Below are 25844 nucleotides of genomic sequence, written 5' to 3'. Positions count from 1 at the left end.
AATTGAGAAGAGCAGGATGAGAAAGCTCTTTAGGGAGTATTATATTTTTCTCAGAGATTTCTTCAAAGATCTTTTCGATGACAGACTGGGCTACTATGCCTCCAGTCTGAGTTGGAATACCATTTTTTCCATCATCCCTCTGCTCGTCATTCTGCTTTATGTCTTTACCACCCTGCCTCTTTTCCATGAAATGTACGACAAGGTACAGCAACTCATTTTTGCCAATCTCATGCCCACACAGTCCAAAGAGATCATGGAGCACATCAATACTTTCATCGCCAATTCGGACAAGCTTGGAATAGTAGGTGTATTCTATGTCACCTTTGCGGCCATTATGTTCTTTAAGAGTTACGACTATATCGTCAATGATATTTTTGAACTGCCCAGCCGGGGAATTATGAAAAGTATCAAAACCTATCTTTTGCTGATTGTGCTGCTGCCTACGATGATGGGGGCATCCTTTTATGTTTCCACTCTCATTCAGGGTTACCTGAACCAAAATGAGATCACAAGCACTATCCATCTCTATTCCGTCATTCCCTATATCATTATCTGGAGTGTATTTTACATCGCCTATCAACTCTCTGCCAATACAGCCATCCAAAAAAGAGCGGCACTTACCAGTTCATTCATCGCGTCACTCATCTGGTACCTTTCCAAAAGCGGATTTGTCTTCTATGTCATGCACAACAAGACGTATACTTCAGTCTACGGCAGTATCAGCACCGTACTCTTTTTTCTTCTATGGATCTATATCTCCTGGGCGATCTTCCTGCATGGATTACGCTTCTGCTACCTGCTCAATAAAGACAAAGAGATAGAACATATTTAAATCCGGATTAAAAGAAAAACAGAAAACCTGCATAGGTAAATGCACTGCCTAAAGCAGCGTAGAACATCGGCCTGTACCTGATAGCAGCTAGAGACAACAGCACATACACAGCTCCCGCCCAGAGAGGCAAAAAGTGTTCTGTACCGCTGGAGGGAAGATCGAACATCCACAGCAATGCATTGTCCAGCAGATTCCCCATACCCAGAAGATGCAAAAAGATCACCAGAGGATAGAAAGGGATGAATAGGATGGACAGGAGTGGAGAAAAGAGCTGCAATATACTTGTCGTTCCAAAGATCATATGCACGACGGGAAGCATCAACAGAAATATACCTACGGGGATAAACAGCAACGTGATGAGCCATTTGTTATATTCCCTGAAATACTGCAAAAGCAGAAAAATATAGAAAACCCCCGCCACAGAGAGCCAGAACCCGAGGGAGACAGAGAGTGAAGGGAAAAGAACCGGCAGCAAAGCCGCAACCATGGCCAGAAAACTGAAACTGAGAAGCTCAATGGCCATCAGAAGTACAGCCCATCCCGCCAGGATCATTGCATAGGAGCGTATCAGGGAAGGCGGAGCGCCTACGAACCACACATAGATTCCCAATACGACTATCGCTATCAGGCCCACATCAAATAACGCATATCTATAGGGAAAGTAACGCTGCTGCAAAGGCCGGTACAGCAACAACAGTCCACCATAGACCAGTGCCCATAAGATCCCAAGATGGAAGCCGCTGAGTGCCACAAGATGGCTGACACCAAGCAAACTTATTTTTTCCCTTATCTCTTTTGAAAGCGGGGTCGCAAAAAAGATCGCATTATAGAAACTGCCAATCTTCTGGTCACTGTGCTGGGAAGCCACCTTTTCCAGTACGTCTTCTTTTACACCTGCAGAAACAGGGTCATTTGACCTGATACGACTTTTAACATAGAAACTTCCCAGATAATCAGTAAAACCTATCTTTTTACTGGGGAAAATTTGCAGGCGTAAGCGTCTGTTTTGAAGCAATTCCTTCTGATGCGTCACCGTATAAAAAGTCAGTCCGTTATCGCTGTGAAGTTTCAGAACTTGATAGGAGCGTTTTCCCTTTTGCTTGATATAGGCATTAAGCACCGTAGCATAGGTATAATAGAAAGGCTTTGAAATAAATTCCGTGTAGTTTTTATATTCCCATCCGAGTCGTATGGAAAACAGAAACAACAGAATGACCATAGTCCAGACAAAACTTTTATGCGTTTCAAAAAGTTTTGGTTTTTCCATAGGGGTTCCCTGTCTGCTTTTTTGGTGCGTGCACCCCAAGGGCATTACGCACTCTACGGTTTATATGGAGGGCATATCCACGGAGATATTCCCTGTATTGGCAGGGATGTCACTCTCTTCATACACCACTTCAAAGGCAGGAGAGTGCGTTGCATCCACAAAACGCGTGTACTGTTTCTGAAAGACCAGATCGACCGTCCCGGTCGGTCCGTTCCTCTGTTTGCCTATGATGATCTCCGCTTCCTCTTCGGCTTTCTTCCTGAAATCGGAAGTATACTCTTTCCCTTCCGCCTTGGCTTTCATCTCCTTCTCTTTCTCTTTGGCTTCACGGTAGACATCATCACGATAGACAAAAAGAATGATGTCGGCATCCTGCTCTATCGCTCCCGATTCACGCAGGTCAGAGAGCATTGGACGCTTGTTCTCTCTAGCTTCCAGTCCACGGTTCAGCTGTGAAAGCGCCACGATAGGTATCTCCAACTCTCTGGCCAACTGTTTCAAGCCTCTGGATATTTCAGAGACTTCCTGCTGTCTCCCCTCTTTGCCTTCACCGCTCATCAACTGAAGGTAGTCGATGATCGCAACGGATATCTCCGGATGCTGTGTCTTGAGCTTACGCAGTTTGCTCCGTACATGGTGGATGGTTGCATACCCGCCGTCATCGACAAAAAGCTTTTTCTGCGAAAGTTCATCTGTCGCAGCAGAGAGCTGGCTCCACTGCTCATCACGCAAGTCCCCTATCCTCAGCTGCTGCAGTGGTATGGATGTCTTGGCAGAAAGCAGCCTCAGCATCAGCTGCTCCGCCGGCATTTCCAGCGAGAAGAAGGCTACCCCTTCGTTTCTTTCAATGGCCCTGAGCGCCATATTGAGTACCAGGGCAGTTTTCCCCATTGCCGGCCTCGCAGCAATGATCACCAGGTCCCCTTTACCAAACCCGGAGGTTTTATCATTCAGATTCTTGAACCCCGTATCCGTACCAATGAGTTTAGAGTTTCCCAGCGCTTTGAGACGGTTGATCTCATCCATCATCGCCAGAGTGATCTCTTTGGATTCCCTGAAGTCTTCATTGGTATTGTTCTGGGTGATCTCGTAGAGTTTCTTCTCTACCAGGTTCATTACCTCTTCGGCAGGCAAGTCATCCTCTATGGTGACTTTCTTGATCTCTGTCGCCAGAGTTGCCAATGCCCGCTTGCTTGATTTGGCTTTGATCTCGGAAAGGTAGGCTGCGGTATTGGAGATGGGGTTTGCCGAAAGCAGCTCAAGCATCGCCACTTCATCGAACTTGCCCATACTGACAAGCTTGGAACGGAGGAATTCTTCATCTATGGGTTTCTCTTCCCGTGAAAGTTCTTCCATTGCAAGAAAGACATGCTGGTGGAACGGCAGATAGAAATCATGCGGATGAAGTTTCGCGGCGATCTCCTCATAGATCTCCGGATCAAAAATAATGGCTGAAAGTACTGCCCTTTCGATATTCAGGTTATACATGTTTTCCATGAAACTACCTTCTATTTCTGTAGGGTGTTGTACCCTTACAACACGCTGTTTCAAAAGGTGTTGTCATGGGACAACACCCTACATTATTTATTTTGTTCTGCAAACTTTTCTACCTCTTCCACAAATCTCTCTACCAACTCACTCTCAGGCAGTTTTGCCACCACTTCCCCTTTGACCATCACCAGCCCGCTACCTTTGCCATAGGCTATGGCCACATCGGCATGCTTGGCCTCTCCTATGGCATTGACCACACAGCCCATGACAGAGACATCCATCGGTGTTTTAATGTGCGCCGTTCTTTTTTCCACCTCGGCAACGGCAGAAACAAGGTCCGCCTCTATCCGCCCGCAGGTAGGACAGGAGATGATGTTCAACCCCTCCTGCACCCGTCCGCTGTCTTTGAGTATCGCCTTGCCTACTTTGATCTCCTCTTCCAGTTCGCCGGTAATGGAAACCCGCATCGTATCGCCTATGCCGTCCAGCAGCAGCGCTCCCAGACCTATGGCCGATTTAACCGTGGCATGAAAGATCGTACCCGCTTCGGTGATACCGAGATGGAACGGATAGGCATTTTTGGGACGCAGCATTCTGTAGGCATCCACTGTCCTGTCTACATCAGAAGCCTTTAGAGAAACTTTGATATCGGTAAATCCAAGGTCTTCGAGAAACTTGATATTGTATTCCGCAGAGGCAACCATGCCTTCCGCCGTCGCGCCGTACTTCTGGTCGAACTCTTTTTCCAGAGAACCGGCATTCACACCTACACGTATAGGCAAATTACGCTCCTGACATGCTTTTACGATCTCTTTGATACGTGATTTTTCACCGATGTTCCCCGGGTTGAATCTGATGCAGTCCACCCATTTGGCCGCTTCGAGTGCCAGTCGGTAGTTAAAGTGAATATCGGCAATGAGTGGCAGGGATATCTGCTCCCTGATCGCTTTAAGCGCCAAAGCATCTTCTATTTCGGGCACGGCGACACGCACCATATCTGCCCCGGCAAAATGCAGCCTGTTGATCTGCTCTACCGTTGCGGCTACATCACGTGTATCACTATATGTCATCGACTGTACAGAGATCGGTGCATCACCGCCTACGGCAACATCTCCGACGTAAATTTTTTTAGTTGGGTATCTTTCTTTCACACTTAACCTTCATTATAATTGTTTTATTTTATCGTAAATTATTTAATCCGTCGTAGGGTGTGCAATTGCACACCGATCAAAAGTTAATCTATGATTCTTTATGAATATCCATAGGCTAATGCTTTGTAAAAGATGTGTGATCTCTCTTGTATGTTCCGGGTTAAAATAATAATACGCATGCAAAAGGTGTGCTATTGCACACCCTGCATTGCATACCCTACGAAAACTCGACCGGGTCCATATCTATCTCTATCTCCCGTCTGTCTACTGCATGCAAAGCTTTTAACAGAGGCACCCGGCTCTTGGCGCGCAGCAGTATGTTGAAACGGTATTTGTTGGCAATGCGTTCAACAGGTGCTTTGCCGTGACCGACAATTTCAATGTCACCGAACTGTTTGAGTTTCGTCACCGTATCCAGTGTGATCTTCCCTGCTTTGGCTTCATCTTTATGGGCTATGAGTATACGTGCCAGTGACGCGAACGGTGGATAGCCTGCCATTTCAAGAAACACCAGTTCGTCCCTGATGAAATCTTCATAGTCATGCAGATAGTTTTTGAAAAACTCCGCATCACCGGTCTGAACGATCACCTGTGCTTCTTTGGCCCTTCCGCTTCGTCCTGCTACCTGGAACAGCAGGCTCACCGCCCGTTCCCTGGCTCGGTAATCCGCCAGTCCCAAAATGTGGTCCAACCCCATGATCACCGAAAGCGTGATATTGGCATAGTCATGCCCCTTGCTCAACATCTGCGTACCAAGCAGCAGATGGCTTTCTCCGCTCTCAAAACGCTTGAGGGCATTTTTAAGCTGCTTTGCCGTACCGATGCTGTCCCTGTCGAACTGTTCTATTTCTATACCCTCTATGGCATTGCCAATGACTTCCATAGCCTCCTGGGTTCCCATACGTTCACTCCTGAGCGGTGTATGCCCGCAGTAGGTACAGGTGTCGACTATGGCTTCGGTAAAGTTGCAGTAGTGGCATTTGAGGTGTCTGCGCCTGCGATGCAGTGCCATCCCCACCGAACAGTAGGGACAGAGATGCGTCTTGCCGCAGCTTTCACAGTAGAGGTATTTGAAATTCCCCCTCGTAGGCAGAAAAAGCAGCGACTGGTTCTTTGCTGCAAAATTCTGCTGCAAGGCATTCAAAATAGGTGCATTGATGCTGTCACCACCGATAAAACGGTATTCTTTTTTCATCTGCACATAGGGCTTCCCAAGCTTGACCACATCATACTTATAGTAACTCGCAGCCGAAGGTGTCGCCGAAGCCAGCACCACTTTGGCACCCAGCCTCTGCCCCATAAGTACCGCCACATCGCGTGCATGGTAGCGCGGCCTGGTCTGTGCCTTGTAGCTGTCGTCATGCTCCTCATCGACAATGATCAGCCCCAGGTCTTTTAGCGGTGTAAAGAGCGCCGAACGTGCCCCGGCAATGATGCGGACGGTTCCGCTCCCAATGCCTTCAAGTATCTGCTCTTTCTTCTTTTTGGTGATCTTAGAGTGCCACATCGCCACGGTATCGCCAAAATAGACCTTCAGACGCTTCTCCATCTGCGGAGAGAGCGAGATCTCAGGCATCAGGAAAATAGACGTTTTACCCTCTTCGAGCATCTTTGCCATCAATGAAATAAATATTTCCGTTTTCCCCGAGCCGGTCACACCAAAAAGTAGGGCTTTGTCTTTTTTCAGGAGCTGGGCGTAGGCTTTTTGTTGTATTGTCGTTAACGTAGGGTGTTGTACCCCTACAACACCACAAGGCTGTTTCTCATGGTCTGTTTTTAAAGGTGTTGTCATGGGACAACACCCTACAGCATATGGCAAAAATAATGAGATAGCTTCGGAAAATGAGGAGAAATAGTACTCAGAGATGAATTTGGCGATCTCCATTTGTACAGTATTGTAAGCTTTGCCGGATGCGGAAACGATCTCAGCCGTTTCAAAATCAGGCTTTTCAACCTCTTTGACCACAACCGCATCTTTTTGGGTAGATTTAAGAGGAACAGAGATTATGGAACCCGCATCTAATGTTTGTCTGGAAAAATAGGTCAAAGCAGGAGCGCTTGACCTTAAAAGAAGAATTTCGTAGTAATGCACTTACTTATTCAAGTTCGCTACAGTCAGAGGAGGTTTTACAGTTCAGTTTATTGCCTGAAAGCGTAAAAACCGCATCTGTCCCGGTGGGACTCCTGAAAGTATACTGCGTATTGCTGTCACGCTTCCAACATTCATTCGCACCGGTTGCACAGTTTTTTACCGGATATTCAAGCACGGGATTGGAACTGTTGTTATCGAAGTACCTAAATGCATAGGTACTGTCTCCCAAGTCACCTATGGCTGTAAAATCACCCCGCAAAATACGTTTCTGGCGTTCAGTACTTAATGAACTTCTGACTGATGCCAGGGTCGCCCTTGCTTTGGTAATGACGGCATCATCACGTGTAGCTGCCAGTTTTGGTATAGCGATTGCTGCCAGAATTCCAATTACCACGATGACAAATACCAATTCAATCATGGTGAAAGCTTTTTGATGTTTATGGTGCATAGAAATCCTTTTTTGTGTCATTTTATTATTATATTATATCATAAAAGCAGGAAGTTATCTTTCATGCAACACAAAAATATATACTTTAGGGAACCTCTATCGTACGACTGTCTCTCCGCCCAGTCTATACGATTTATTGCTGATGGCAGATATCGCAGGATCGGCCTTCACTGCCTCACAGATGTAATCTGTTGTATCCGTCCCATCCGTTATGGTCAAATTACCTTCATTTATCGTCGTGAAGGTGAGGCATACCACGTTGTCATGACACAATACGAAAGTTGTGGGACTGAGTGCACTACCGGAGTCCACAAGACCGGTACAGCCAGCCTTTTCAAGCGGTACACTGGTAGCTTCGGTCACATTCACGCTTGTCCATCTGTCATTTCCCTGTGAGGTATAAAAGGCTTGAAAGTCACCAAGGGTTTTTCTTGCATGGCTTATGATGGCAGAAACCTTCGCATCATCTCTGGTCGCTGCCAGTTTCGGGATGGCAACTGCCGCCAATATACCGATAATGACAATGACAAAGACCAGTTCGATCATTGTAAACGCTTTTTGATATGGAGTATCCATAGATATCCTTTTAACTTTCATCAGAAAATAAATAAAAATTAGAAAATAAATAAAAAATTAGAATTTATTTTCTAATGCTTATTGAAATATGCATTCCCACGTTGTACGTGGGAACTAGTAAAATAAGGCAAGCCTTATCTTACAACACCTACACCACCAAGTTTATGTGTTTTTGTATTTCCTGCACCATCAGTAAGTGCTATAATAGCAGGATCACTCACTACACCATCACATACGGTACTTGTTCCTGAAGATGCTGCTGTCGCATTTATATCTGTCTGTGTCGCTTTGAGAGTTACACATGGCTTACCTTTTGCCTCATCACACAAATAAACCGTACCTATAGCATTTGTACTGGATGTTGCTAGAGTCGTACATCCATTATCTGTGTAAACAGGTACATTCGTTACATCACTTAATTTGGCAGTTTTCCATACTGTACCACCTTGTGAAGTATAATATGAAGACATATCACCCAAGGCTGTTCTTGTATTTGCAATAACGTTAGAAATCTTTGCGTCATCTCTCGTTGCTGCCAACTTTGGAATGGCAACCGCTGCCAAAATACCGATAATTACAATTACAAAGATCAATTCGATCATTGTGAATCCGCGTCTCATGTTAGTCATGATGAACTCCTGAAAATAAATTTTAGTACCAATTCAATAATCGGCCCACTAAAAGTATATGATACTATAACTTAAATGAATATAAAAAATTTTGAACCTGTACGTTCCCGCTCTATGTATTTGACTTATCTTTCTTTTTTATAGTATCATAAATTAAAAGAGATTGGAGGGATTGCATTTGAAAAGCGAAAACTGTGAACACAACATGAAACAAATGAGACGCGGATTCACAATGATCGAATTGATCTTTGTTATAGTAATCATAGGTCTACTTGCAGGCATTGCCATCAAAAAACTCTCTGCCACAAGGGATGACGCCAAGCTTTCAGCTGTTGTATCAAACATGTCGATCTGCATAACAGACGCTGCTGCCCATTATACAGCCACCCATCGTGATTATACATTAGCAGACCATCCTGTAGCATGCGACAAGAACAGTACCATGTGCTACAATATCGTCTATTCCGTCAATGGCGAAGACTTCAATGTAACAACTGATCCAACAGCCGCTCCATACTGTACAGATATAGACTATGTAGGAGGCCACCTGGCCAGAAGTTATGACTTTGGCGGCATTGGTGTAAACAGAAATTAAAAAATGAAGATATAATAATAAGGAAAATAATATGCAAAAACAATGGTCATCATTTCGGATCACACTTCTACTTTATCTAGTCGTTCTCATTCTCCCTTTCAGTTTTTACTTCGTCTACTCATCATTTGAGACGATCAAAACCGATACATTGATCGTCCGCCAGAGCAGCTGGATCCCCGGTGCAATAGAGCATACCTCAAATGAAAATGATATACTCCAGATAGACAAAAATCTCAACAACATTGCACAGTGGGCAAAAAAGAACGCCGACTCCAAACTCTACATAGGTGCGAAATCACTCTCGCAGGATCTCTCAGATGTAACAGCATGCTGGAGCGCATCCAAAAAAGATCTTTCTGCACAAAAGGGGAAATGTTACGATCTGGCTGAAAATATGGCCGTCAACATTGAAAAGATGGTCTACCTGAAACAGAAAGAGATCATCAATGTCTTTTACATCAGCCTTTTACTGGCTATGATATTCACACTTCTTCTAATCTACTTTGTAAGAGTATACATTCATAGACAGATGAAAAAGCATGCCATTCACGACCACGATACAGATCTTTTCAACCAAAAATTCTTCCTGGCGGAACTTCAGACTGCAGTTGCCAGAGCAAAAAGAGAGAACAGTCCACTCTCCATCTTCTTTTTGTCGGTAACAAACCTGAAGGGTGGGATTTATGATGCGAAGCAGCAGAAACATCTTGCACAAAAAATAGCGCATGTTATCAGTATGTCCACAAGGGACAGCGATACAGTATGCCGTTACGATGAAGAGCATTTCGCCATACTCATGCCCATGGCAGACAGAGAAGCTGCACTCCATCTTGAAACACGTCTCAAGACAGCATTGTCACATTATGAATTCCATGTAGATCCGCAACCTGAATTTGATTTCATAACAACACAGTTCGACAACAGCGAAACGGAAGAATCATTTATAACGCGGAGCAAGAATTGATGTAAGAGCTATGAGAGCACGGCACCAAAAAGTATTTACTCTCCAAAAGAGAGTAACGAAAGGTAATGCTTTACAGACCATCCAGCGTTTCGATAAGCAGTTCTATCTCATCTTCATAGGAAGTGGCCTGTTTGGCCAGACGAAGATAGGCTTTGAGAAGCTTATCGGGTTTATTGTCTGTATGCAGGTTGACACCGGCATCCGAGAGGTCCTTGTTGACAAAATCCGCAAAATCATCTTCAAGTTTAATTTCATAGCGGTTGCCGCAGACAGTAAGTCCTACATTTTTCATATTCAAATCCTTCAGATATAGAAATTAAAAATCAGAAGATCAATTTTTAATTGTTACCTTTCAACTGTACTATGACAGCAGCGCCTCAACTTGTGCGATTATTTTTTCGATCTCTGCATCTTTTTCAGCTAATTCCCTTTTCAGTGAATCGATTATAGTATCTTTTTCACTTTGGGAACCAGACATATTTGCAAGCTCTGCATTGAGTTGCTCATTTTCATTTTTGAGTGCTTCGTAATCTGCTTTCCATTGCGTAATCTTTTCCTGTAGTTTCTGTAAGGCTGTCATCGTTCGCTCCATGATAATATTTTTTCTGAAACGCTATCATAGCAAAAGAATCAGAAATTGGAAATTAGAAATTGGAAATATCCTGTATAAAACAGCATCTCCTCCAACACCAAACCAACTTGCTTTCTATTTTCTGAATTTGGATTTAATAAATATTTAAGTTAAAATAAAATACAATTAAATTTAAGTTATTGTTTTAGAAATGCTAAACCTATCGTGAGGTAGGGACAGAAAGCTATGGGTCTCATGTAGATTGCCAGGTTGCCGATATGGACAATAAATAGAGAATACTATCTCAGTAGAGTTTTTTATTTACATATTTTTTGTAATCTCCCCCCCCCTGTCTTTTCTGTCCCTTAAATTTTTTATATTTTAAAGGATCATTATGTATTCTCTATACAGACCAATAATAGTTTTGCTATCTCTTCTGTTTATTACTACAGGTATGGAAGCCGGAGGAACAAGCTTTGGTATCACCATCAAAGCTACTCCACTTTCCTATGATGAGTTTTCACTCCCCAGATTAACAGATGATGAGTTCAATAGCCTTTCTACCGAAAAAAAATACAAAGTGGCCACCAAGCTTTACAGCACTCTGTATTATGGTACTGACATGAATGATATTAACACCAGTATTCAATCGGGTACTTTTATCAGTCAAACCTATGACATGTTCGATCGGGAGAACAGTGCTGCGGAAGTCAGTGACGTGGAAGAATTGATTGGCCAGTATTACAGTGCCACCAAAAACGGTCAAGTCATAGTACCGATCCTGGCAAGACTGTTTCATTTGACACCCGGGAAAACATACTTTAACCATTGGGCCGCCTATGTATTGGCCCAGAGTATACTTTATTGTCCCGGACTGGAACTTCCCAATGTCAAAGAAACCGATGCCTATGCTGTCTACTATTCCAATCTTGTAAATGAACTTAATGCCGGTTCCAGTTTGCAGTGGATCACTTTTAAACATATGATATCACAATCCAATTGGAGACGGTTCAAGAGCCCTGAGGACAATGGCCGTGAAATGCTGGAGATCTACCTGTACGATATGAATGACAGTCACGTACCTTTGGCTGCACAGGCACTACAGAACTGGAAACTTGATAGAGGCAGCAATACGTTGGTCATCGAGGAAGGAAAGGGAAATACAGAACCGATCACTGACCTGTTCGAAGGTACCACGGTTACCAGCGGAACAGATTTTTACAGCAGCCTTGTCCTTCAACCTGACTTTTTGCCCACTGTGACCAGAAGATTGGTGAATATCTATTTTTCAACTTATACGGATACACAAAAAGACGATATCGTTTCCCAACTCGTTATGAGCAATCCAACAGCATGGACAGACCTCCTGAAAGAGATCATCTATTCCAGGGAGTATTTATTGAATTCCAACAGAATACGCTCCTTTGAGGAACTCTTTCTCCCTATAGCCAAAACAGTGGACTGGCATCCACATAGTTCTTCTTTTTTCACCCTCTACGATGCTTTGGATAAGATGAATCAGGCATCTATGGCATACAAGCTGGGAAGAGCAGTCAGTGCACCCCTCAATACTTATTCTTTTGCCTGGATGCACAAAAGTTTAAGGGATAACCTAATGACCAAATTTGAAAAGAACTCCTCTTTTGTATCGATTGCCGACGGATGGGGCTTGAAAGAGATATTTGCTGTTATTCCAGATACGCTTACAACCAATGTAGAGGTAGCCGAATATATGGTGCATTCTCTTTTCATTTCCACAATCGGAAGGGATGCTACGGCCAATGAGCTTCAAATGTTCAAAGACCTTGTAGATCCAGACAAATATGATCCCGATCTGTTCAACAGCTATGGCAGGCTGGTATTAACAGGAAGCGACAATCCTGACCTGGATGCAAAGATGCGGGGATATATCGCCGATCTTATCCTTGATTATATTTCCAGACTTGGCGAAACATATCAATTCATAACAAATTCATAGGAGAATATCATGAAAAAGAACATTCAACGTCCAGAAGAACATATCGACCGACGAACCTTTATGAAAGGTCTTGGTGCTTTAGGCCTTTCTTCTGTATTCCCCAGTACTTTGTCTGCTGCCGCTCTGGACTACGATCAGATCCAGTTCGATCCGAATATCTACAACGACAACAATGCCCAGACCATTATTGTTTATCTTACAGGGGGTGCTGCAGAATTTGCAGGGAACCTCACAAACCTGGACGAGATAAACAGTGCAAGCCAGAATCCCTATCCTCTCCCCTCCATGACACCTACACAAAACAACTGCTGGCTGGAAGCAGGAGGTGACAGCATCGAGAAACTTCTGGCAAATGGAGATATGAACCTTTTCAGGACATGTTTCAGAACCTTTGATGATTCCAGGTCCCATGGTGTATGTTCTTCCCAGGCACAGTATGGGCAGGCTACTCAGGGAACATCCGGTATTGTCACAAATATCGCATCCATTCTGTATAACAAAGGAGCGGTCACCGAACCGACAGCCAATGACGAGATAGGAAAGAATTTCCCTTTTGTTTCAATGGAAAGTACGATATCACCGCTCTATGCCAAAGGCGGCATCGATCTGCCTTCATTTCTCGAACCTGTGATATTCGACAGCAAAAGTGCTATCAAGAATCCTTATGCAAGATCCTCCTCCCCACTGATAAACCGTATCCTCAATACACAGACCGAAGAGACTATTGATAACCTTCTGGACACACAGGCAACTCAGACCAATACACCAGGGACGATACAGGACAATTTTGACAAAAGAGCTATTCTTGCACAATATACGGACGAATTGAATGCCATACCGCTGCCTGAAGGTGTGAGTTACCCTGCACACAATGAATATGCGGATAAATTACAATTGGCAATGAAACTTCTTATCCATAATGCACATACCAAAGTAGTGACCATCGGTGCTATAGGCGGACTGGGAGGATGGGACGACCATCAGAATGCACTTGCACAATATAGCAACAGAATGAAACAGCTGCTAAGCGCACTCGATGCAGCCGTAACCCATATGAACGCAGCGGCGCGCACAAACATCAACATTGTGGTCTTTGGTGAGTTTGGACGGAACCTGAATTATAACAATGCAGCGGGATGGGACCATGGGAACAACCAGAACGTATACTGGATAGGAGGAAAGGACTATATGAACCAAATGGGTATTGTCGGAGAAACGGAACTCTATACTACAGGAGAACCCGACCGTCTCTACAATAGACCGAAAAACTTCGGTCAGGAAGGAGAATCATATCATTTTCAAGTCTTCAGCATTGCTGCGACACTCTATAATATTTATGGTATCACCAATCCTGAGATACTCACTGATAACAATATGCCCATCGACGGCCTGCTAAGTTAAAAAAAGGAAACAGTTATCTTTCCCAAAGATTGGTCTCGACATATGTATGTCCGGGCTGATAGAATTCGAAAAGGTTTTTCAATACATTGATCCCAGTCATATCTGCCAAGCGTGTCAGATCCAGACCTATACCGATATAGACTTGCTGACTTTTAGCAATATCTATATCATAAGCCCTATATCCTCTTGTATAGTAGCCGAGCTGCACTTCCATATACCCAAGCGGCGTATCCTGCAACTCTTCGACGCCGGCAAACTTGAAAGCAATTAGATGTTTCATCCCCGAATAATCTGTCGCCGTATCTATATGTTCCAGATAACCTGACGAGGGTAGGTATTCCAGTCGAACATCAAGAAATTTATCGACACCGGGATTGGATCTTATCAGATAGGCGGTTACAGCACCCATCCCATCTGCCAGGAGATCCTCCTTTGAGAAACCGTAATGACTTGTACCATCACCTACCTCCAGCAGAGTCATTGCCAGCATTGCAGAGAGAGAACCATACAGAGAGGATTCCTCCAGACTCCATCCTCTATCCTGCATACGGGAGCCCAAAACGCGGGAGAGCAGATAGGTCATATAGAAGTGTCCTGTTTTATCGGCACCTCCTGTATCCGAATCTTCTTCAAACCAGTCTTCTTTTGTAACATGAAAAGATTCTGTACCCCAATTCCAATTTTGAAATCCCCATAGAGCGATCATGATATCAGCAGCAAGATTATCTATGATCATCCCTTTTTTTGGGTCTTCTGTCATTAATGTATATTGATTCATCTTTGCTGTTGTACTATTGAGATTATTGACCCATTCCGCACTGTAGGAAAATGTGTACAGGAAACACAGGAGAAATGTTTTTTTGAACATCAGTTCACCTCTTTCACAATCATTTTTTTATTGTAGCATAAAGAAGATATCAGCCTTATTGCAGCTCTTTGGGCATCCGGCCGTAAAAACTGCCGTTCAGCTGTGTATGATTGACAAGATATTGTCTGAACCTATGATAAAGCTTCCTGTCTGGCAGCTGAGGGTCGGACCAGAATACTTTGAGTTCTTTCCCCTTGTTCGTCAATCCTTCTATATCGTAAACGGCTTCTCCCAGCGTAATGGTGGGTATACCGTATTCGATAGAGGTAAGGCCGACCGTACTGTTGATGGTCACCGTACCTCTGGTATGTTTCAGTATCTCAGGCAGAAATACATCATGAATAACGATAACAGATTCTCTGATCTCCAGGATATTGGCCTGCTCGAGGATGAATTTCCGGTAATTCTTCCGTCCTCGGTCCACCGGGTGATGCTTGAAAACGAGATAGGTATCTTTGGGGGCATATTGTGCAAACGACTCCAGGACTTCAATAATAAATTTTTCGATCGATCTGTACCTGGAATGCTGAAGTATCTGAAAATCATTATGTGTCTGAAGTGGTACAAAATAGTATCTGCCTGAAAGTGTGACGGTCAGCCGTTCAAGACAGTCCCGCTCGGTCACGGCGTACAATGCTTTGCGAAACAGTCCACGGATCCCGTAAAAAGCTTCCTGTACGGCAGAAAATTCCCTGTGGTGCCTGTAATGCGGGTAATGGATGCCAAACAGGTTGGAAATTGCATAATAAAGTGTAGCCGAAATGACCATTTTTGTTTTACTGCTTTTTGCATGTACAGGTTCAGGAACCATCTCATCCCCCGTAGAGGAAAGATAAAAGGCAGGATTTTTACTCAGTTGGCTGAAGCCATTGACACCGAATTTTTCCATTGTGATGTAATGGGGCCGAAGATATCCCTCCTCAAACACAAAAACGTCGATCCCTTTTTCTTTGGCAATGGCTGTTGTCACTTTCTGATAATACCGGCAGTCACCGAAAAGAAATACCATATCAATCTTTTTTTTTCCTAAAAATTCTTCTATGAATTTTGGCCAGACTTCACATACATCTCTGAAGGGTATATAATTGTCACGGTATGAAAAGAACTGATCGCCCATATTGAATCCGATACGATAGGTGATGGCACCTTTTTTTCTAAAATTCTTATCCAGCTTTTTGAAGAATGTACCCATAGGGCCCTGTAGAAAAAGTATTCTCTTGCCTTCTAAAGATCCAAAATTATTCACCCTTTAATGCCTTTATACACCATTGAATTTTTCTAGATACTATATTGCGACTATCGACATATACTTTATATAGACTGTTTTTATTATAGCGTTTTTTTTCTTCATCTATTTTATTTAAAATTACTTCAATTTCACATGGTTTACTGTCTACCGGATTTATATATCGGGGATAGACGATCAAGGTGGCAGCGACCAATTCATCCAGAGTCCTTCTTCTTGTGCGTCTCGGAACGGTTTTTCTGTCAAATGTCAAGCCCCATCCTGCATAAAAAGGAGTACCGTATGTATAGACCTTTTTCCCGCGTATCAGTGCTTCAAATCCGACCAGTGAGGTCATAGTATGCACTTCATCCGAGAGTGCAAGTATCGAATCCAGACTCGTATTCGCTATCATCATATCACAATACTTCATGACATCATCATAGGCTACATTCCCTTTTCTGTTCCCTGCCAGGACATCAGGGTGGGGTTTATAGACAATATATGCTTCAGGAGCATGTTTTCGCGTTTCCTTTATCAGTGCAAGATTGCTCATACCGTTTGCTCCATACAGGATGGAGGCATCATCCTCGACCTGCCCAGGGATGAGAATTACCTTTTTCTCGTTGGAATAATGCGGCAGAATCAATTTTCTTTCCCGGTCCGCATTGTATTTGGATATTCTGTGCCTGACAAGATAATCCTGTAGTCTTTGGGCACGTACAATAAGTTCAGGTCCGAAAGTAGCGGTGTTCAACATATGTTCCAGATCACTCTCTTCATGCGGATCAAAATAGATGCCTCTGCTGTCCATCACAAGGGAATAAGGCCTTGTAAGATCTGAGCCCAGTGATACTGAACGGATAAAACCGTCTTCTACCCGCCACAGTTTCCCTTCACCGCCTCCAATATAGGCTTCCACTTCCGGAAAGGGGTTTTTCCCCCAAAGGTAAACAGAGGAATGCTTCGTCAGGCCTTTCCCGAGTGCTTCATCCAGTGTCCGGCAAAACACTATCTCGCCTTCTTCTGCAAAAAAAGGCTTGATGAAGTTTCTTTTCCAATAGGAAAATCCAAAAAGGAATATCCGCTTTTTTCTCTTACGGTAAAGAATATAATTGAGTGAAACACCAAGCCTGTACCAGATATGCCTTTTGAGGAGATCATAACGCCATAATCCCCGTAACTGCTTTAAGGATCTTTTTCTTTGTTGTAAATATGCCAGGAAATGCTCCAGCACTATTCTATCGTTCTGCTGCAGTATGCAGTCCTCCAACAGGTATTCGATCATGCATGTCCGGGACGAATCCACATAGGGAAGCTCGATCTCCCCTTTCAAAAAGGAGACTCCTGCTTTCACAGGGTCGTAAAATACAGAACTTTCCCTATTGCTGCTGTTCTTTTGGTGTATCCGGTAGTTCACCAGTGGTTTCTCAACGGTAATACGCACCCCGTACAGTTCATTGACCAAAGCGATCCATTGGTCATGAAATGCGACACATTCCGGAAAAGGCAGTATCTTCTCTTTCAATGCACGGTTGAAGAGGAGCGTGTTTCCCATCACACCGCAGGGGCCGGCAATATGTCCGATATCCTTCGTGGGTTTAAGTCTATAATGCTTCATACTAAAATAGGAAAGGTACTTCAGCCTGCCCTGTTCATTGATCACATGCAGATCGGAATGGACCATTACGGGATGCTCCGGAAAAGCCTTCTCCTGTTCCGCCATTGCATCCATCTGTATCTGCAGTTTATCCTCTTCCCAGATATCATCCTGGTCACTCAGAGCGATATAGTCGGCTGTACTCAGCCCAATACCCTTTTCAAAGGTTTTGACAAACCCGATATTTTCTTTGCTTTCATGAAGGGAGATCTGCGGACAGCGCTGCATATATTTCCGGACGATATCGAGAGTCCGATCGCTGGACCCGTCATCACAGATGATCAGTTCCAGAGAACTGTAGCTTTGGGAGAGTATAGAGTCGATCTGTTCCGAGATAAAGGCTTCTCCATTGTATGTCGCCATGACAACAGAGACCAGGGGCTGCACATTATTTTCCATGGTACTTGCCGTAGATGGAGTGTCTGTGATCCATGTAGCCCTGCCACAACATACGGATCGAAAGTATCCTCTCATTGCCGAAAAGGAGTTGTTTCATGAAAAACTTCATAAGATAGCGCCCTCTATTCTGAATAAAATCCGGAAAATCATCCGTATATTTCTTTTGAATGTACAGATAATTACGCAGCATATAATACAAACGCTGTGCCGGATACAGCCTGATGTTCCCATGGGTACCCAAAGGAGTGCCCAACTCATGGTTCAGATAGACTGTCTGATCCCGAAGGATATCATAGCCGTGGCGCTGTAACTCAAAGCAAAAAGCATGATCGACCTCATCTATGAAAAGTGCTTCATCGAAGGCACCGGCATTCAATGCATGTTCTACATGCAGCAGGTTTCCGGACGACAGTACAGCCTCCTGTTTGACATACAATGTCTCCACAGAATGCTCTACAAATTTCCGGTTATGCATCGGGGCAATCACGCCTACTTTCCCATACTGTCTGAGTGATACAAAATGCGCCAGATAATCCGACCACTCTTTTTTGCCGAAATAGGAGTCCTGATCCATAGTCAGCAGCCAATCGTAACCATCCTTCTTTGCATGTTTCAAGGCGAGATTGAATGCCTTGGCGATACCGATATTCTCATATTGATGGATCACGGAGACATTCGGAAAAGAGAGCAGTTTCTCTTTCAGAAATACCGAAAGAGCATGCTCTTCGGTATTGTCAACAAGATAGAGATGCATTACTTCATGACAGTAGGTTTCAATATGGGAAAGTACCTCTTCGGAAGGGTAGAAGAGAAGGACGACTGCTGCTATCTTTGGCATAGTACCCTTTCTCCCGGACCGTGGATTATTGGACGTTGTACTTTTTCAAGTACCAGTCAACAGTCTTGATGATCCCCGTATCAAAGTTCTCGTCCGCTTTCCAACCCAGCTCATTTTCAATTTTGGTCGCATCGATAGCATAGCGTCTATCATGTCCTGCCCTGTCTTCCACAAAAGTGACCAGCTCTTTATAACTCTTTTTTACAGGTATTTTCTCATCCAGTATCCTGCAGATCGTATCTGCGATCTGCAGGTTGGTACGCTCGTTACGTCCTCCAATATTATAGACATTTCCCTCTTTCCCTGCATGATAGACCAGATCGATCCCCTTGCAATGATCCAGGACATAAAGCCAATCCCGTATATTTTTTCCATCTCCGTAAATAGGAATACTCTCTCCTGCCAACGCCTTTCTGATGATCGTCGGTATCAACTTCTCATCATGCTGCTTCGGGCCATAATTATTCGAACAATTCGTGATCACCGTATTCAGGCCATAGGTCTCCTGATAGGAACGTACGATCATATCGCTTGAAGCTTTTGAGGCGGAATAAGGGGAATTTGGGGCATACGGCGTCTTTTCGGTGAAAAGATCCGTCTCATTCAGGGTACCGTATACCTCATCGGTGGAGATATGGTGAAACCTGCACCCTTTGTACCCCTTTTTGTAGCTAAAAGGTTTTTCCATCCAGTGTTTTTGCGCCACATCCAGCAGAGTAAAAGTACCGTTCACGTTGGTCTCTACAAATACTCCCGGGTTCTTAATGGAATTATCCACATGGGATTCCGCCGCAAAGTGTATTATCCCGCGAATGTCATACTCTTTGAAAATAAACTCGACCAGCTCACGGTTGCAGATATCCCCTTTGATAAATTTGTATCTCGGGTTTTCTTCACATTCCTTCAGGTTCGCGAGATCTCCGGCATAGGTCAACAAATCGAGATTGATCAAATTGTACTCCGGATATTTTTCCAAAAAATACGGTGCGAAATTCGAACCGATGAAGCCTGCTGTTCCAGTTAACAAAATACTTTTCATTTTCTTTCACCCATTGTTCTGAGACAGGTATCCAATCCATCTTTCCAGTATGGGATTTCCAGATTGAAAGTCTCTTTTATCTTTGCTTTATTCAACAAAGAGTAGTATGGCCTTTTGGCCGGCGTTGGATAGGACTTTGTCTCTATCGGATTGATCTTGCACTCCAGCTTCGCCATCTTCATGATCTCTTTGGCAAAATCGTACCAACTGAGCACCCCCTCGTTCGAGTAGTGATAAATCTCAACCTCTTTATTCTCTATCTGTGGCACAATATCCAGGATCGCCTGTGCCAGGTCCCGTGCATAGGTCGGTGTACCCACTTGATCGAATATTACTCCCAATGTATCTCTTTCTTTCCCCAGACGCAACATGGTCTTGACAAAATTGCTGCCGTAGGTGCTGTAAACCCATGATGTTCTGATAATTACCGTATTGTCCGGGTTGATCTTCCGTATTGCTTCTTCCCCTGCCAGCTTGGTCCTTCCGTACACACTGGTGGGGTTTGTCCTATTACTTTCAACATAGGGCATGAAGTTCGTACCGTCAAAAACATAATCGGTTGAGATATGTACAAATCTGATCTCCCGCTCTTTGGCGATCTGTGCCAGATACTTGACAGCCAGGTGATTGATCCTATCAGCATTCTCCTCATCTTCTTCCGCTTTGTCTACAGCCGTATAGGCGGCACAATTGATAATCACTTCAATATCTTTTTCAAGGCAAAAATGTTTTATTGCATCTTGATCTGTTATATCCAATACACTTCTATCTGTGAAGTGAAATATTGCATTATTATTAACAAGTTCACGAAGTTCACTCCCCAGCTGCCCTCTGCTCCCCGTCACAAGTATATTAGGCATAGTAGTTCACACCGTATTCAAACAGATCATCTGTCTCATACAGTTCCGGTTGCCTGGTATCTTTCTCTGAAAGCTTTATCTCTTCCAAAGGCATAGGCCATTCAATCCCCAAATCTTTGTCGGCATAGGAAATGCCTCTGTCACACTCCGGAGAGTAGTAGGCATCCACTTTATAGGCAAATATCGTATCATCGGCCAATACGATGAATGCATGCGCAAATCCCCGGGGAACCAGAAGCTGGCGTTTGTTCTCACCGCTCAATTCAACGGCAACATGTTGTCCAAAAGTCGGGCTTCCTTTACGAATATCCACAGCAACATCCAGAACACGTCCCTGTATAACACGTACCAGCTTTGTCTGTGCATGAGGTGGGAGTTGATAATGCAACCCTCTAAGAACACCATAAGAACTTTTGGATTCATTGTCCTGACAAAAATCTATTGTGTATCCCAGAAATTCGGAAAGTTTATCCTGCCTGAATGTTTCTACAAAATATCCTCGCTCATCACCATGAATCGCAGGTTCAACTATCACAACATCTTCGATCTCTGTACGTATAAAGTTCATTTTCCACTCCCTCTCCTATTGCGCTCTTTGAATAAGATACTGACCATAATTGCTCTTCTTCAACGGCTCTGCCAGGGTAAGTAACTGCTCTTTGGAAATATACCCCATCTCATACGCAATCTCTTCGATACAGGCTACCTTCAGAGATTGTCTCTTCTCAATGGTCTGTATGAACTGGCTTGCTTCAAGCAGAGACTCGTGTGTACCCGTATCGAGCCATGCGTATCCTCTACCCATGAGTTTCACCCGAAGTCTTTCCTCCTCAAGATACATTTGGTTCAGTGTAGTGATCTCGAGCTCACCGCGATCTGAAGGATTCACTTCCTTGGCTTTCTTCACGACATCATTCGGATAAAAATACAGTCCTACCACGGCATAATTGCTTTTGGGGTATTTCGGTTTCTCCTCCAAAGAGACAACATTACCCCTTGTATCAAACTCCGCTACACCGTAACGTTCAGGGTCACTGACATAATACCCGTACACGGTTGCTTTATCCTCTATTTCAGCATTTGCAATACTTTTTTTCAACAGTTCCGTCAATGCATGACCGTAAAATATATTGTCCCCCAGAATAAGACAGACATTATCATCGCCAATGAACGATTCTCCCAGTAAAAAGGCCTGTGCCAACCCGTCAGGAGACGGCTGTGCCATATAAGAGAACTGCATACCGATATTGCTTCCGTCGCCCAGTAATTCTTCAAATCTCGGGAGATCCTGCGGTGTAGAGATAATCAGCACTTCTTTGATCCCTGCAAGCATGAGTACAGAAAGAGGATAGTAAATCATCGGTTTATCATAAATGGGGACCAACTGCTTGCTCACACCTTTAGTAATCGGATAGAGTCTTGTCCCGGATCCCCCCGCTAAAATAATACCTTTCATACTATTATTTTACCACGAACCAGGGATTCAAAAGATTCTCTTTATTGTAGACTACAGGTCTGTCATTTTCAAACTGACAGGTCATCTTTCCACTTTCTCTTACGACTGCATCGGCTGCTGCCGTATCCCACTCCATCGTAGGAGCAAGCCTAGGATAAATATCGGCTTCTCCCTCAGCCACCATACAAAGTTTCAGAGAACTTCCTTTGGATACCTGTTCAATATTTCGCGTATCAAGTGCATCGATAAAAGCCTGTGTCTCTTCGGAAAGATGGGATTTGGATGCAACAACACTCATTTTTTCTTTCTGGTCAGGATTGCTGCACAGAGGAAGCTTTTGGTCATTCTTAAAAGCACCCTCTCCTTTTTTAGCTTTGTACATATCTCCCAGCGCCGGGGCATAAACTACCCCCAGAACCGGTGTATCTTTATGGATCAACGCAATATTGACCGTAAATTCACCGTTTTTCTTAATGAATTCTTTTGTCCCGTCTATGGGATCGACACACCAGTAGTATTCCCACCCTTTTCTCTCATCATAGGTGATGGTCTTTCCCTCTTCGGACATCACAGGTATGCCGTACTTCTCCAACCCCTCCATGATCACTTCATGAGAAGCCGTATCTGCCTCGGTCAACGGGGACTTGTCATCTTTATATTCGATGGAAAAATCTCTGTTATATATCTCCATAATGGTATTGCCTGCATCCTGCGCGATCTTTTGAATATCGTTTAAATCGATTTTATCCAGCATTTATGTAACCTTTTTCTTTTAAATATCCGATAACCTGCTCCGCCGATTCGGCGATAGTCTGATCTTCTGTTTTAACATGTATTTCAGCTTCTGCAGGGGCTTCATATGGAGAAGAAATACCTGTAAAGTTCGGAATTTCTCCTTTACGCGCTTTTTCGTACAAACCTTTGGGATCTCGCGATTCACAGACTGCTATCGGTGTATCTATGAAAATTTCAATAAATTCATCTTTCTCCACCAGTGCACGTACCGCATCTCTCTCTTTTTGAAAGGGAGAGATAAACGCTGTCAGAACGATAGTCCCCGCATCCACAAAAAGCTTGGAAACTTCACCGATACGGCGTATATTCTCTACCCTGTCCTCATCTGAAAAGGTCAAACCTCTATTGAGCCCCATACGGATATTGTCCCCATCCAGCAGATAGGTGTGCTTTTTCAGTGCAAGCAGTCTGCTCTCAACTGCATTCGCAACGGTGGATTTTCCGGAACCGCTCAGCCCTGTAAACCAGAGTATACAGGGTTTTTGTGTTTTAATGGCGGCACGTTCCTCTTTGGTGACATGATGGTCATGCCATACAATATTCTCATTTGACATAATGTTTCTTTACGTATTTTGCTATGATCTCTGCAGCTTCATCTGCACTTAACTTGTTCGTATCTACCGTGATCTCCGCATGCTGTGGTTCTTCATAGACATCATTGATGCCGGAAAAGTTTTTCAATTCACCCTTCATCGCTCTGTCATAGACCCCCTTATAGTCACGGGATTTGCAGGTTTCTATATCGGCTTTGACATAGATCACAATATTGTTCTTGACCATCTCCCGTATCGCTTTGCGTGATTCCGTATAGGGAGAGACAAAGGTCGCTACCGTAGAAATGGAATTTTTCTGCAGTCTCTGAATCAGAAAACCGATACGGTGCATATGTCTGTTCCTGTCCTCCCGCGTATAGCCGATATCGGGGATCAGGTCTCGGATATCTTTCGAATCGATACGTTCAATAGGGATATGCAGTTTCTCCAGCTCAGTATAGACCTTATCCGCGATCGTGGTTTTTCCCGAGAGCGGCAAGCCTGTGAACCAGAGGTTGAAAGGGTCTATCTTCTTCTTTCCCCAGTGGATTCTCTGCCATATTTTTTCATGTCCCCAGTAGAGAGCTACTTTGAGGACCGTTTCGATCAATCCTGCAGCAATAGCAAGATCCAGCCGGTCAAAGAAAAAATAGACGATCAGGATGGTCGTGGTCGTGGCCACAACCCTCCAGCTGATCCCCTTGACGATCGAACGCTGGTTGGTCTCTCTGTACATTAGACGACTTTACATTCCCATTCAGGGAAGTTCTCTCTGATATACTGGTTCAACGCTCTCTCTGCATCGGTATACTCTTTTTCCGACAGCTTTGCGGCATCCTCTTCACGTCTGCTCACACCGACGATCATTCCTGCACCGACAGTATTGTTGGTGATCCTGTCCACGACAATAAATGATCCCGTCAGGCGGTTCATTTCATACGCATCCGCTGCGATCGGCTGTGTCAGGACCATTTTGCACGAAGCGATATCATTCAGGCCGAGACTGTGCACCTGCTCTCTCTCATAGGTATTGACATCGACCTTATAGTTGATATGTTCAAAGGCACCCGATACGACTGAAGTAGCCCGCTTGATATCGTAAGATCTTCCGACTTCCATAGGTGTCTCGTCCATCCATACCAGCATGACCTTGAGTGAGTTCGATACTCTCGGCAGACTCTTCGTATGTACGATCATATCACCACGCGAGATATCGACCTCATCTTCGGTCGTAATGGTCACGGCCATAGGCGCATAGGCGAATTGGGTTGTCGCCGTTCTATTGTCTTCGGTAATGTCACCCGCATTGATAATACTCTTCACTTTGGTCGTTTTTCCTGAAGGCAACACTGTGATCTCATCACCCACTTTCACTTCACCTGCGGCTATGGTCCCGCAGAAACCTCTGAAATCAAGGTTCGGACGGTTGACGTACTGTACGGGAAGTCTGAAATTCTCCGCCGTCTGTTCTTTGGAGATATCCATACTGTCCAGCAGTCCAAGCAGCGGCATGCCGGTATACCATGGCATCTTCTCGCTTTTATCGACTACATTGTCCCCTTCCAGCGCAGAAACGGGGATATAATAGGTATTTTTGATCCCCAGTTCATCTGCCAGTACACCATAGGCTTTGGAGATGTCGTTATAAACCTCCTCGCTGAAATCCACAAGGTCCATCTTGTTGATCGCAACGATCACATGTTCTATACCGAGCAGGTTCACGATGAAACTGTGTCGTCTTGTCTGCGTCAATATCCCCTTGCGTGCATCGATAAGAATGATCGCCACATCCGCGGTAGAAGCACCTGTCACCATATTTCTGGTGTACTGTTCATGGCCCGGAGTGTCCGCGATGATAAACTTTCGGTTCTCGGTTGCAAAGAATCTGTAGGCGACATCGATCGTAATCCCCTGTTCCCGTTCGCTCTGAAGTCCGTCTACAAGCAGAGCCATATCGATCTTCTCGCCGGTGGTCCCATACTTCTTGCTCTCACCTTCCGCCGCTGAAAGCTGATCGTCAAAGATCATCTTTGAATCATAAAGCATACGCCCGATCAATGTACTCTTTCCGTCATCTACCGACCCGCAGGTCAGGAAACGCAGCATGTCCTTGTTCTCATGTTCTTTGAGGTATCCCTCTATATCCATCGCTATTTTGTTGTTCTCTTGTGACATC

Annotated in this window: 26 protein-coding genes and 1 riboswitch; of the genes, 5 read left to right on the top strand and 21 right to left on the bottom strand. The window is 44.2% G+C overall.

Features of this window, described 5'->3' with window-relative positions; translation table 11 throughout:
• Positions 1-16 precede the first annotated feature (16 nt).
• The gene (locus tag YH65_RS01580) at positions 17-832 is read left to right on the top strand and encodes a YihY family inner membrane protein (RefSeq protein WP_046551962.1); all 816 of its coding nucleotides are present in this window, start codon (positions 17-19) and stop codon (positions 830-832) included.
• A gap of 7 nt (positions 833-839) precedes the next feature.
• On the opposite strand, the gene YH65_RS01575 is transcribed toward YH65_RS01580, so the two are convergent.
• From YH65_RS01575 to YH65_RS11685, 7 genes are all read right to left on the bottom strand, one after another.
• A complete protein-coding gene (locus tag YH65_RS01575) occupies positions 840-2099 on the bottom strand; it encodes a ComEC/Rec2 family competence protein (RefSeq protein WP_046550331.1) in 1260 nt (419 codons plus the stop codon).
• 60 nt (positions 2100-2159) lie between these two features.
• Positions 2160-3596 (bottom strand): replicative DNA helicase, encoded by a 1437-nt coding sequence (locus tag YH65_RS01570; protein WP_046550330.1) that lies wholly within the window; start codon positions 3594-3596, stop codon positions 2160-2162.
• An 83-nt stretch (positions 3597-3679) separates the two neighbouring features.
• A complete protein-coding gene (gene ispG, locus YH65_RS01565; protein ID WP_046550329.1) occupies positions 3680-4741 on the bottom strand; it encodes a flavodoxin-dependent (E)-4-hydroxy-3-methylbut-2-enyl-diphosphate synthase in 1062 nt (353 codons plus the stop codon).
• A gap of 217 nt (positions 4742-4958) precedes the next feature.
• Complete coding sequence (locus YH65_RS01560; protein WP_245609207.1) at positions 4959-6788, bottom strand: primosomal protein N'; 1830 nt, start codon at positions 6786-6788, stop codon at positions 4959-4961.
• Between the two features lie 49 nt (positions 6789-6837).
• Positions 6838-7281, bottom strand: a complete 444-nt coding sequence (locus YH65_RS01555) for a type II secretion system protein (RefSeq protein ID WP_046550327.1) — start codon at positions 7279-7281, stop codon at positions 6838-6840.
• Positions 7282-7377: 96 nt separating this feature from the next.
• Positions 7378-7857, bottom strand: a complete 480-nt coding sequence (locus YH65_RS11690; protein ID WP_046550326.1) for a type II secretion system protein — start codon at positions 7855-7857, stop codon at positions 7378-7380.
• Between the two features lie 134 nt (positions 7858-7991).
• Complete coding sequence (locus tag YH65_RS11685; protein ID WP_425427561.1) at positions 7992-8459, bottom strand: type II secretion system protein; 468 nt, start codon at positions 8457-8459, stop codon at positions 7992-7994.
• A gap of 205 nt (positions 8460-8664) precedes the next feature.
• Here YH65_RS11685 and YH65_RS01540 point away from each other — a divergent pair, with 205 nt between their 5' ends.
• Entirely contained in the window at positions 8665-9081 is a 417-nt protein-coding gene (locus YH65_RS01540; RefSeq protein ID WP_046550325.1) for a type II secretion system protein, read from the top strand.
• A gap of 31 nt (positions 9082-9112) precedes the next feature.
• On the top strand, positions 9113-10045 hold the full coding sequence (locus YH65_RS01535; RefSeq protein ID WP_046550324.1) for a GGDEF domain-containing protein: 933 nt from the start codon (positions 9113-9115) through the stop codon (positions 10043-10045).
• Positions 10046-10115: 70 nt separating this feature from the next.
• On the opposite strand, the gene YH65_RS01530 is transcribed toward YH65_RS01535, so the two are convergent.
• On the bottom strand, positions 10116-10337 hold the full coding sequence (locus tag YH65_RS01530; protein ID WP_046550323.1) for a hypothetical protein: 222 nt from the start codon (positions 10335-10337) through the stop codon (positions 10116-10118).
• Positions 10338-10406: 69 nt separating this feature from the next.
• A complete protein-coding gene (locus tag YH65_RS01525; protein ID WP_154806455.1) occupies positions 10407-10637 on the bottom strand; it encodes a DUF3450 domain-containing protein in 231 nt (76 codons plus the stop codon).
• A gap of 182 nt (positions 10638-10819) precedes the next feature.
• Positions 10820-10894, top strand: a riboswitch (cyclic di-GMP riboswitch).
• Between the two features lie 116 nt (positions 10895-11010).
• On the opposite strand from YH65_RS01525, the gene YH65_RS01520 reads away from it, so the two are divergent.
• Both YH65_RS01520 and YH65_RS01515 read left to right on the top strand, forming a co-directional pair.
• Positions 11011-12594 carry a hypothetical protein gene (locus YH65_RS01520; RefSeq protein ID WP_154806454.1) on the top strand — a complete coding sequence of 528 codons (1584 nt, stop codon included), beginning with the start codon at positions 11011-11013 and terminating at the stop codon, positions 12592-12594.
• 9 nt (positions 12595-12603) lie between these two features.
• Positions 12604-13995: a DUF1501 domain-containing protein gene (locus YH65_RS01515; RefSeq protein ID WP_046550320.1), complete on the top strand. Its 1392-nt coding sequence runs from the start codon at positions 12604-12606 to the stop codon at positions 13993-13995.
• Between the two features lie 13 nt (positions 13996-14008).
• Here the strand turns inward: YH65_RS01515 and YH65_RS01510 are convergent, their stop codons facing one another.
• Genes YH65_RS01510 through cysN form a run of 12 tightly spaced genes read right to left on the bottom strand, consistent with a single transcriptional unit; the run spans position 14009 to position 25843 of the window.
• Positions 14009-14863, bottom strand: coding sequence for a DUF2279 domain-containing protein (locus tag YH65_RS01510; protein ID WP_046550319.1), 855 nt, complete (start codon positions 14861-14863; stop codon positions 14009-14011).
• A 55-nt stretch (positions 14864-14918) separates the two neighbouring features.
• Entirely contained in the window at positions 14919-16109 is a 1191-nt protein-coding gene (locus tag YH65_RS01505) for a capsule biosynthesis protein (protein ID WP_052746051.1), read from the bottom strand.
• Positions 16102-18147: a capsular polysaccharide export protein, LipB/KpsS family gene (locus YH65_RS11160; RefSeq protein ID WP_052746050.1), complete on the bottom strand. Its 2046-nt coding sequence runs from the start codon at positions 18145-18147 to the stop codon at positions 16102-16104. Before YH65_RS11160 ends, YH65_RS01505 begins: the two co-directional genes overlap by 8 nt.
• Positions 18137-18985 carry a glycosyltransferase gene (locus tag YH65_RS01495; protein ID WP_046550318.1) on the bottom strand — a complete coding sequence of 283 codons (849 nt, stop codon included), beginning with the start codon at positions 18983-18985 and terminating at the stop codon, positions 18137-18139. The genes YH65_RS11160 and YH65_RS01495 overlap by 11 nt, the downstream gene beginning before the upstream one ends.
• A 25-nt stretch (positions 18986-19010) precedes the next feature.
• The gene (gene rfbB / locus YH65_RS01490; protein WP_046550317.1) at positions 19011-20024 is read right to left on the bottom strand and encodes a dTDP-glucose 4,6-dehydratase; all 1014 of its coding nucleotides are present in this window, start codon (positions 20022-20024) and stop codon (positions 19011-19013) included.
• A complete protein-coding gene (gene rfbD / locus YH65_RS01485; protein WP_046550316.1) occupies positions 20021-20884 on the bottom strand; it encodes a dTDP-4-dehydrorhamnose reductase in 864 nt (287 codons plus the stop codon). Before rfbD ends, rfbB begins: the two co-directional genes overlap by 4 nt.
• Positions 20877-21452, bottom strand: a complete 576-nt coding sequence (rfbC, locus tag YH65_RS01480; RefSeq protein ID WP_046550315.1) for a dTDP-4-dehydrorhamnose 3,5-epimerase — start codon at positions 21450-21452, stop codon at positions 20877-20879. Before rfbC ends, rfbD begins: the two co-directional genes overlap by 8 nt.
• 15 nt (positions 21453-21467) lie before the next feature.
• Positions 21468-22340, bottom strand: a complete 873-nt coding sequence (gene rfbA / locus YH65_RS01475) for a glucose-1-phosphate thymidylyltransferase RfbA (protein WP_046550314.1) — start codon at positions 22338-22340, stop codon at positions 21468-21470.
• Between the two features lie 4 nt (positions 22341-22344).
• Positions 22345-23094, bottom strand: coding sequence for a 3'(2'),5'-bisphosphate nucleotidase CysQ (cysQ, locus tag YH65_RS01470; protein WP_046550313.1), 750 nt, complete (start codon positions 23092-23094; stop codon positions 22345-22347).
• The gene (gene cysC, locus YH65_RS01465; protein ID WP_046550312.1) at positions 23084-23689 is read right to left on the bottom strand and encodes an adenylyl-sulfate kinase; all 606 of its coding nucleotides are present in this window, start codon (positions 23687-23689) and stop codon (positions 23084-23086) included. Before cysC (YH65_RS01465) ends, cysQ begins: the two co-directional genes overlap by 11 nt.
• Positions 23679-24404 (bottom strand): adenylyl-sulfate kinase, encoded by a 726-nt coding sequence (gene cysC / locus YH65_RS01460; protein WP_046550311.1) that lies wholly within the window; start codon positions 24402-24404, stop codon positions 23679-23681. The genes cysC (YH65_RS01465) and cysC (YH65_RS01460) overlap by 11 nt, the downstream gene beginning before the upstream one ends.
• Positions 24404-25843, bottom strand: coding sequence for a sulfate adenylyltransferase subunit CysN (gene cysN, locus YH65_RS01455; protein ID WP_046550310.1), 1440 nt, complete (start codon positions 25841-25843; stop codon positions 24404-24406). The genes cysC (YH65_RS01460) and cysN overlap by 1 nt, the downstream gene beginning before the upstream one ends.
• Between the last annotated feature and the right edge of the window lies 1 nt (position 25844).

The organism is Sulfurovum lithotrophicum (assembly GCF_000987835.1).
Classification (GTDB): Bacteria; Campylobacterota; Campylobacteria; order Campylobacterales; family Sulfurovaceae; genus Sulfurovum; species Sulfurovum lithotrophicum.
This window is presented reverse-complemented; position numbering and strand designations above follow the sequence as displayed.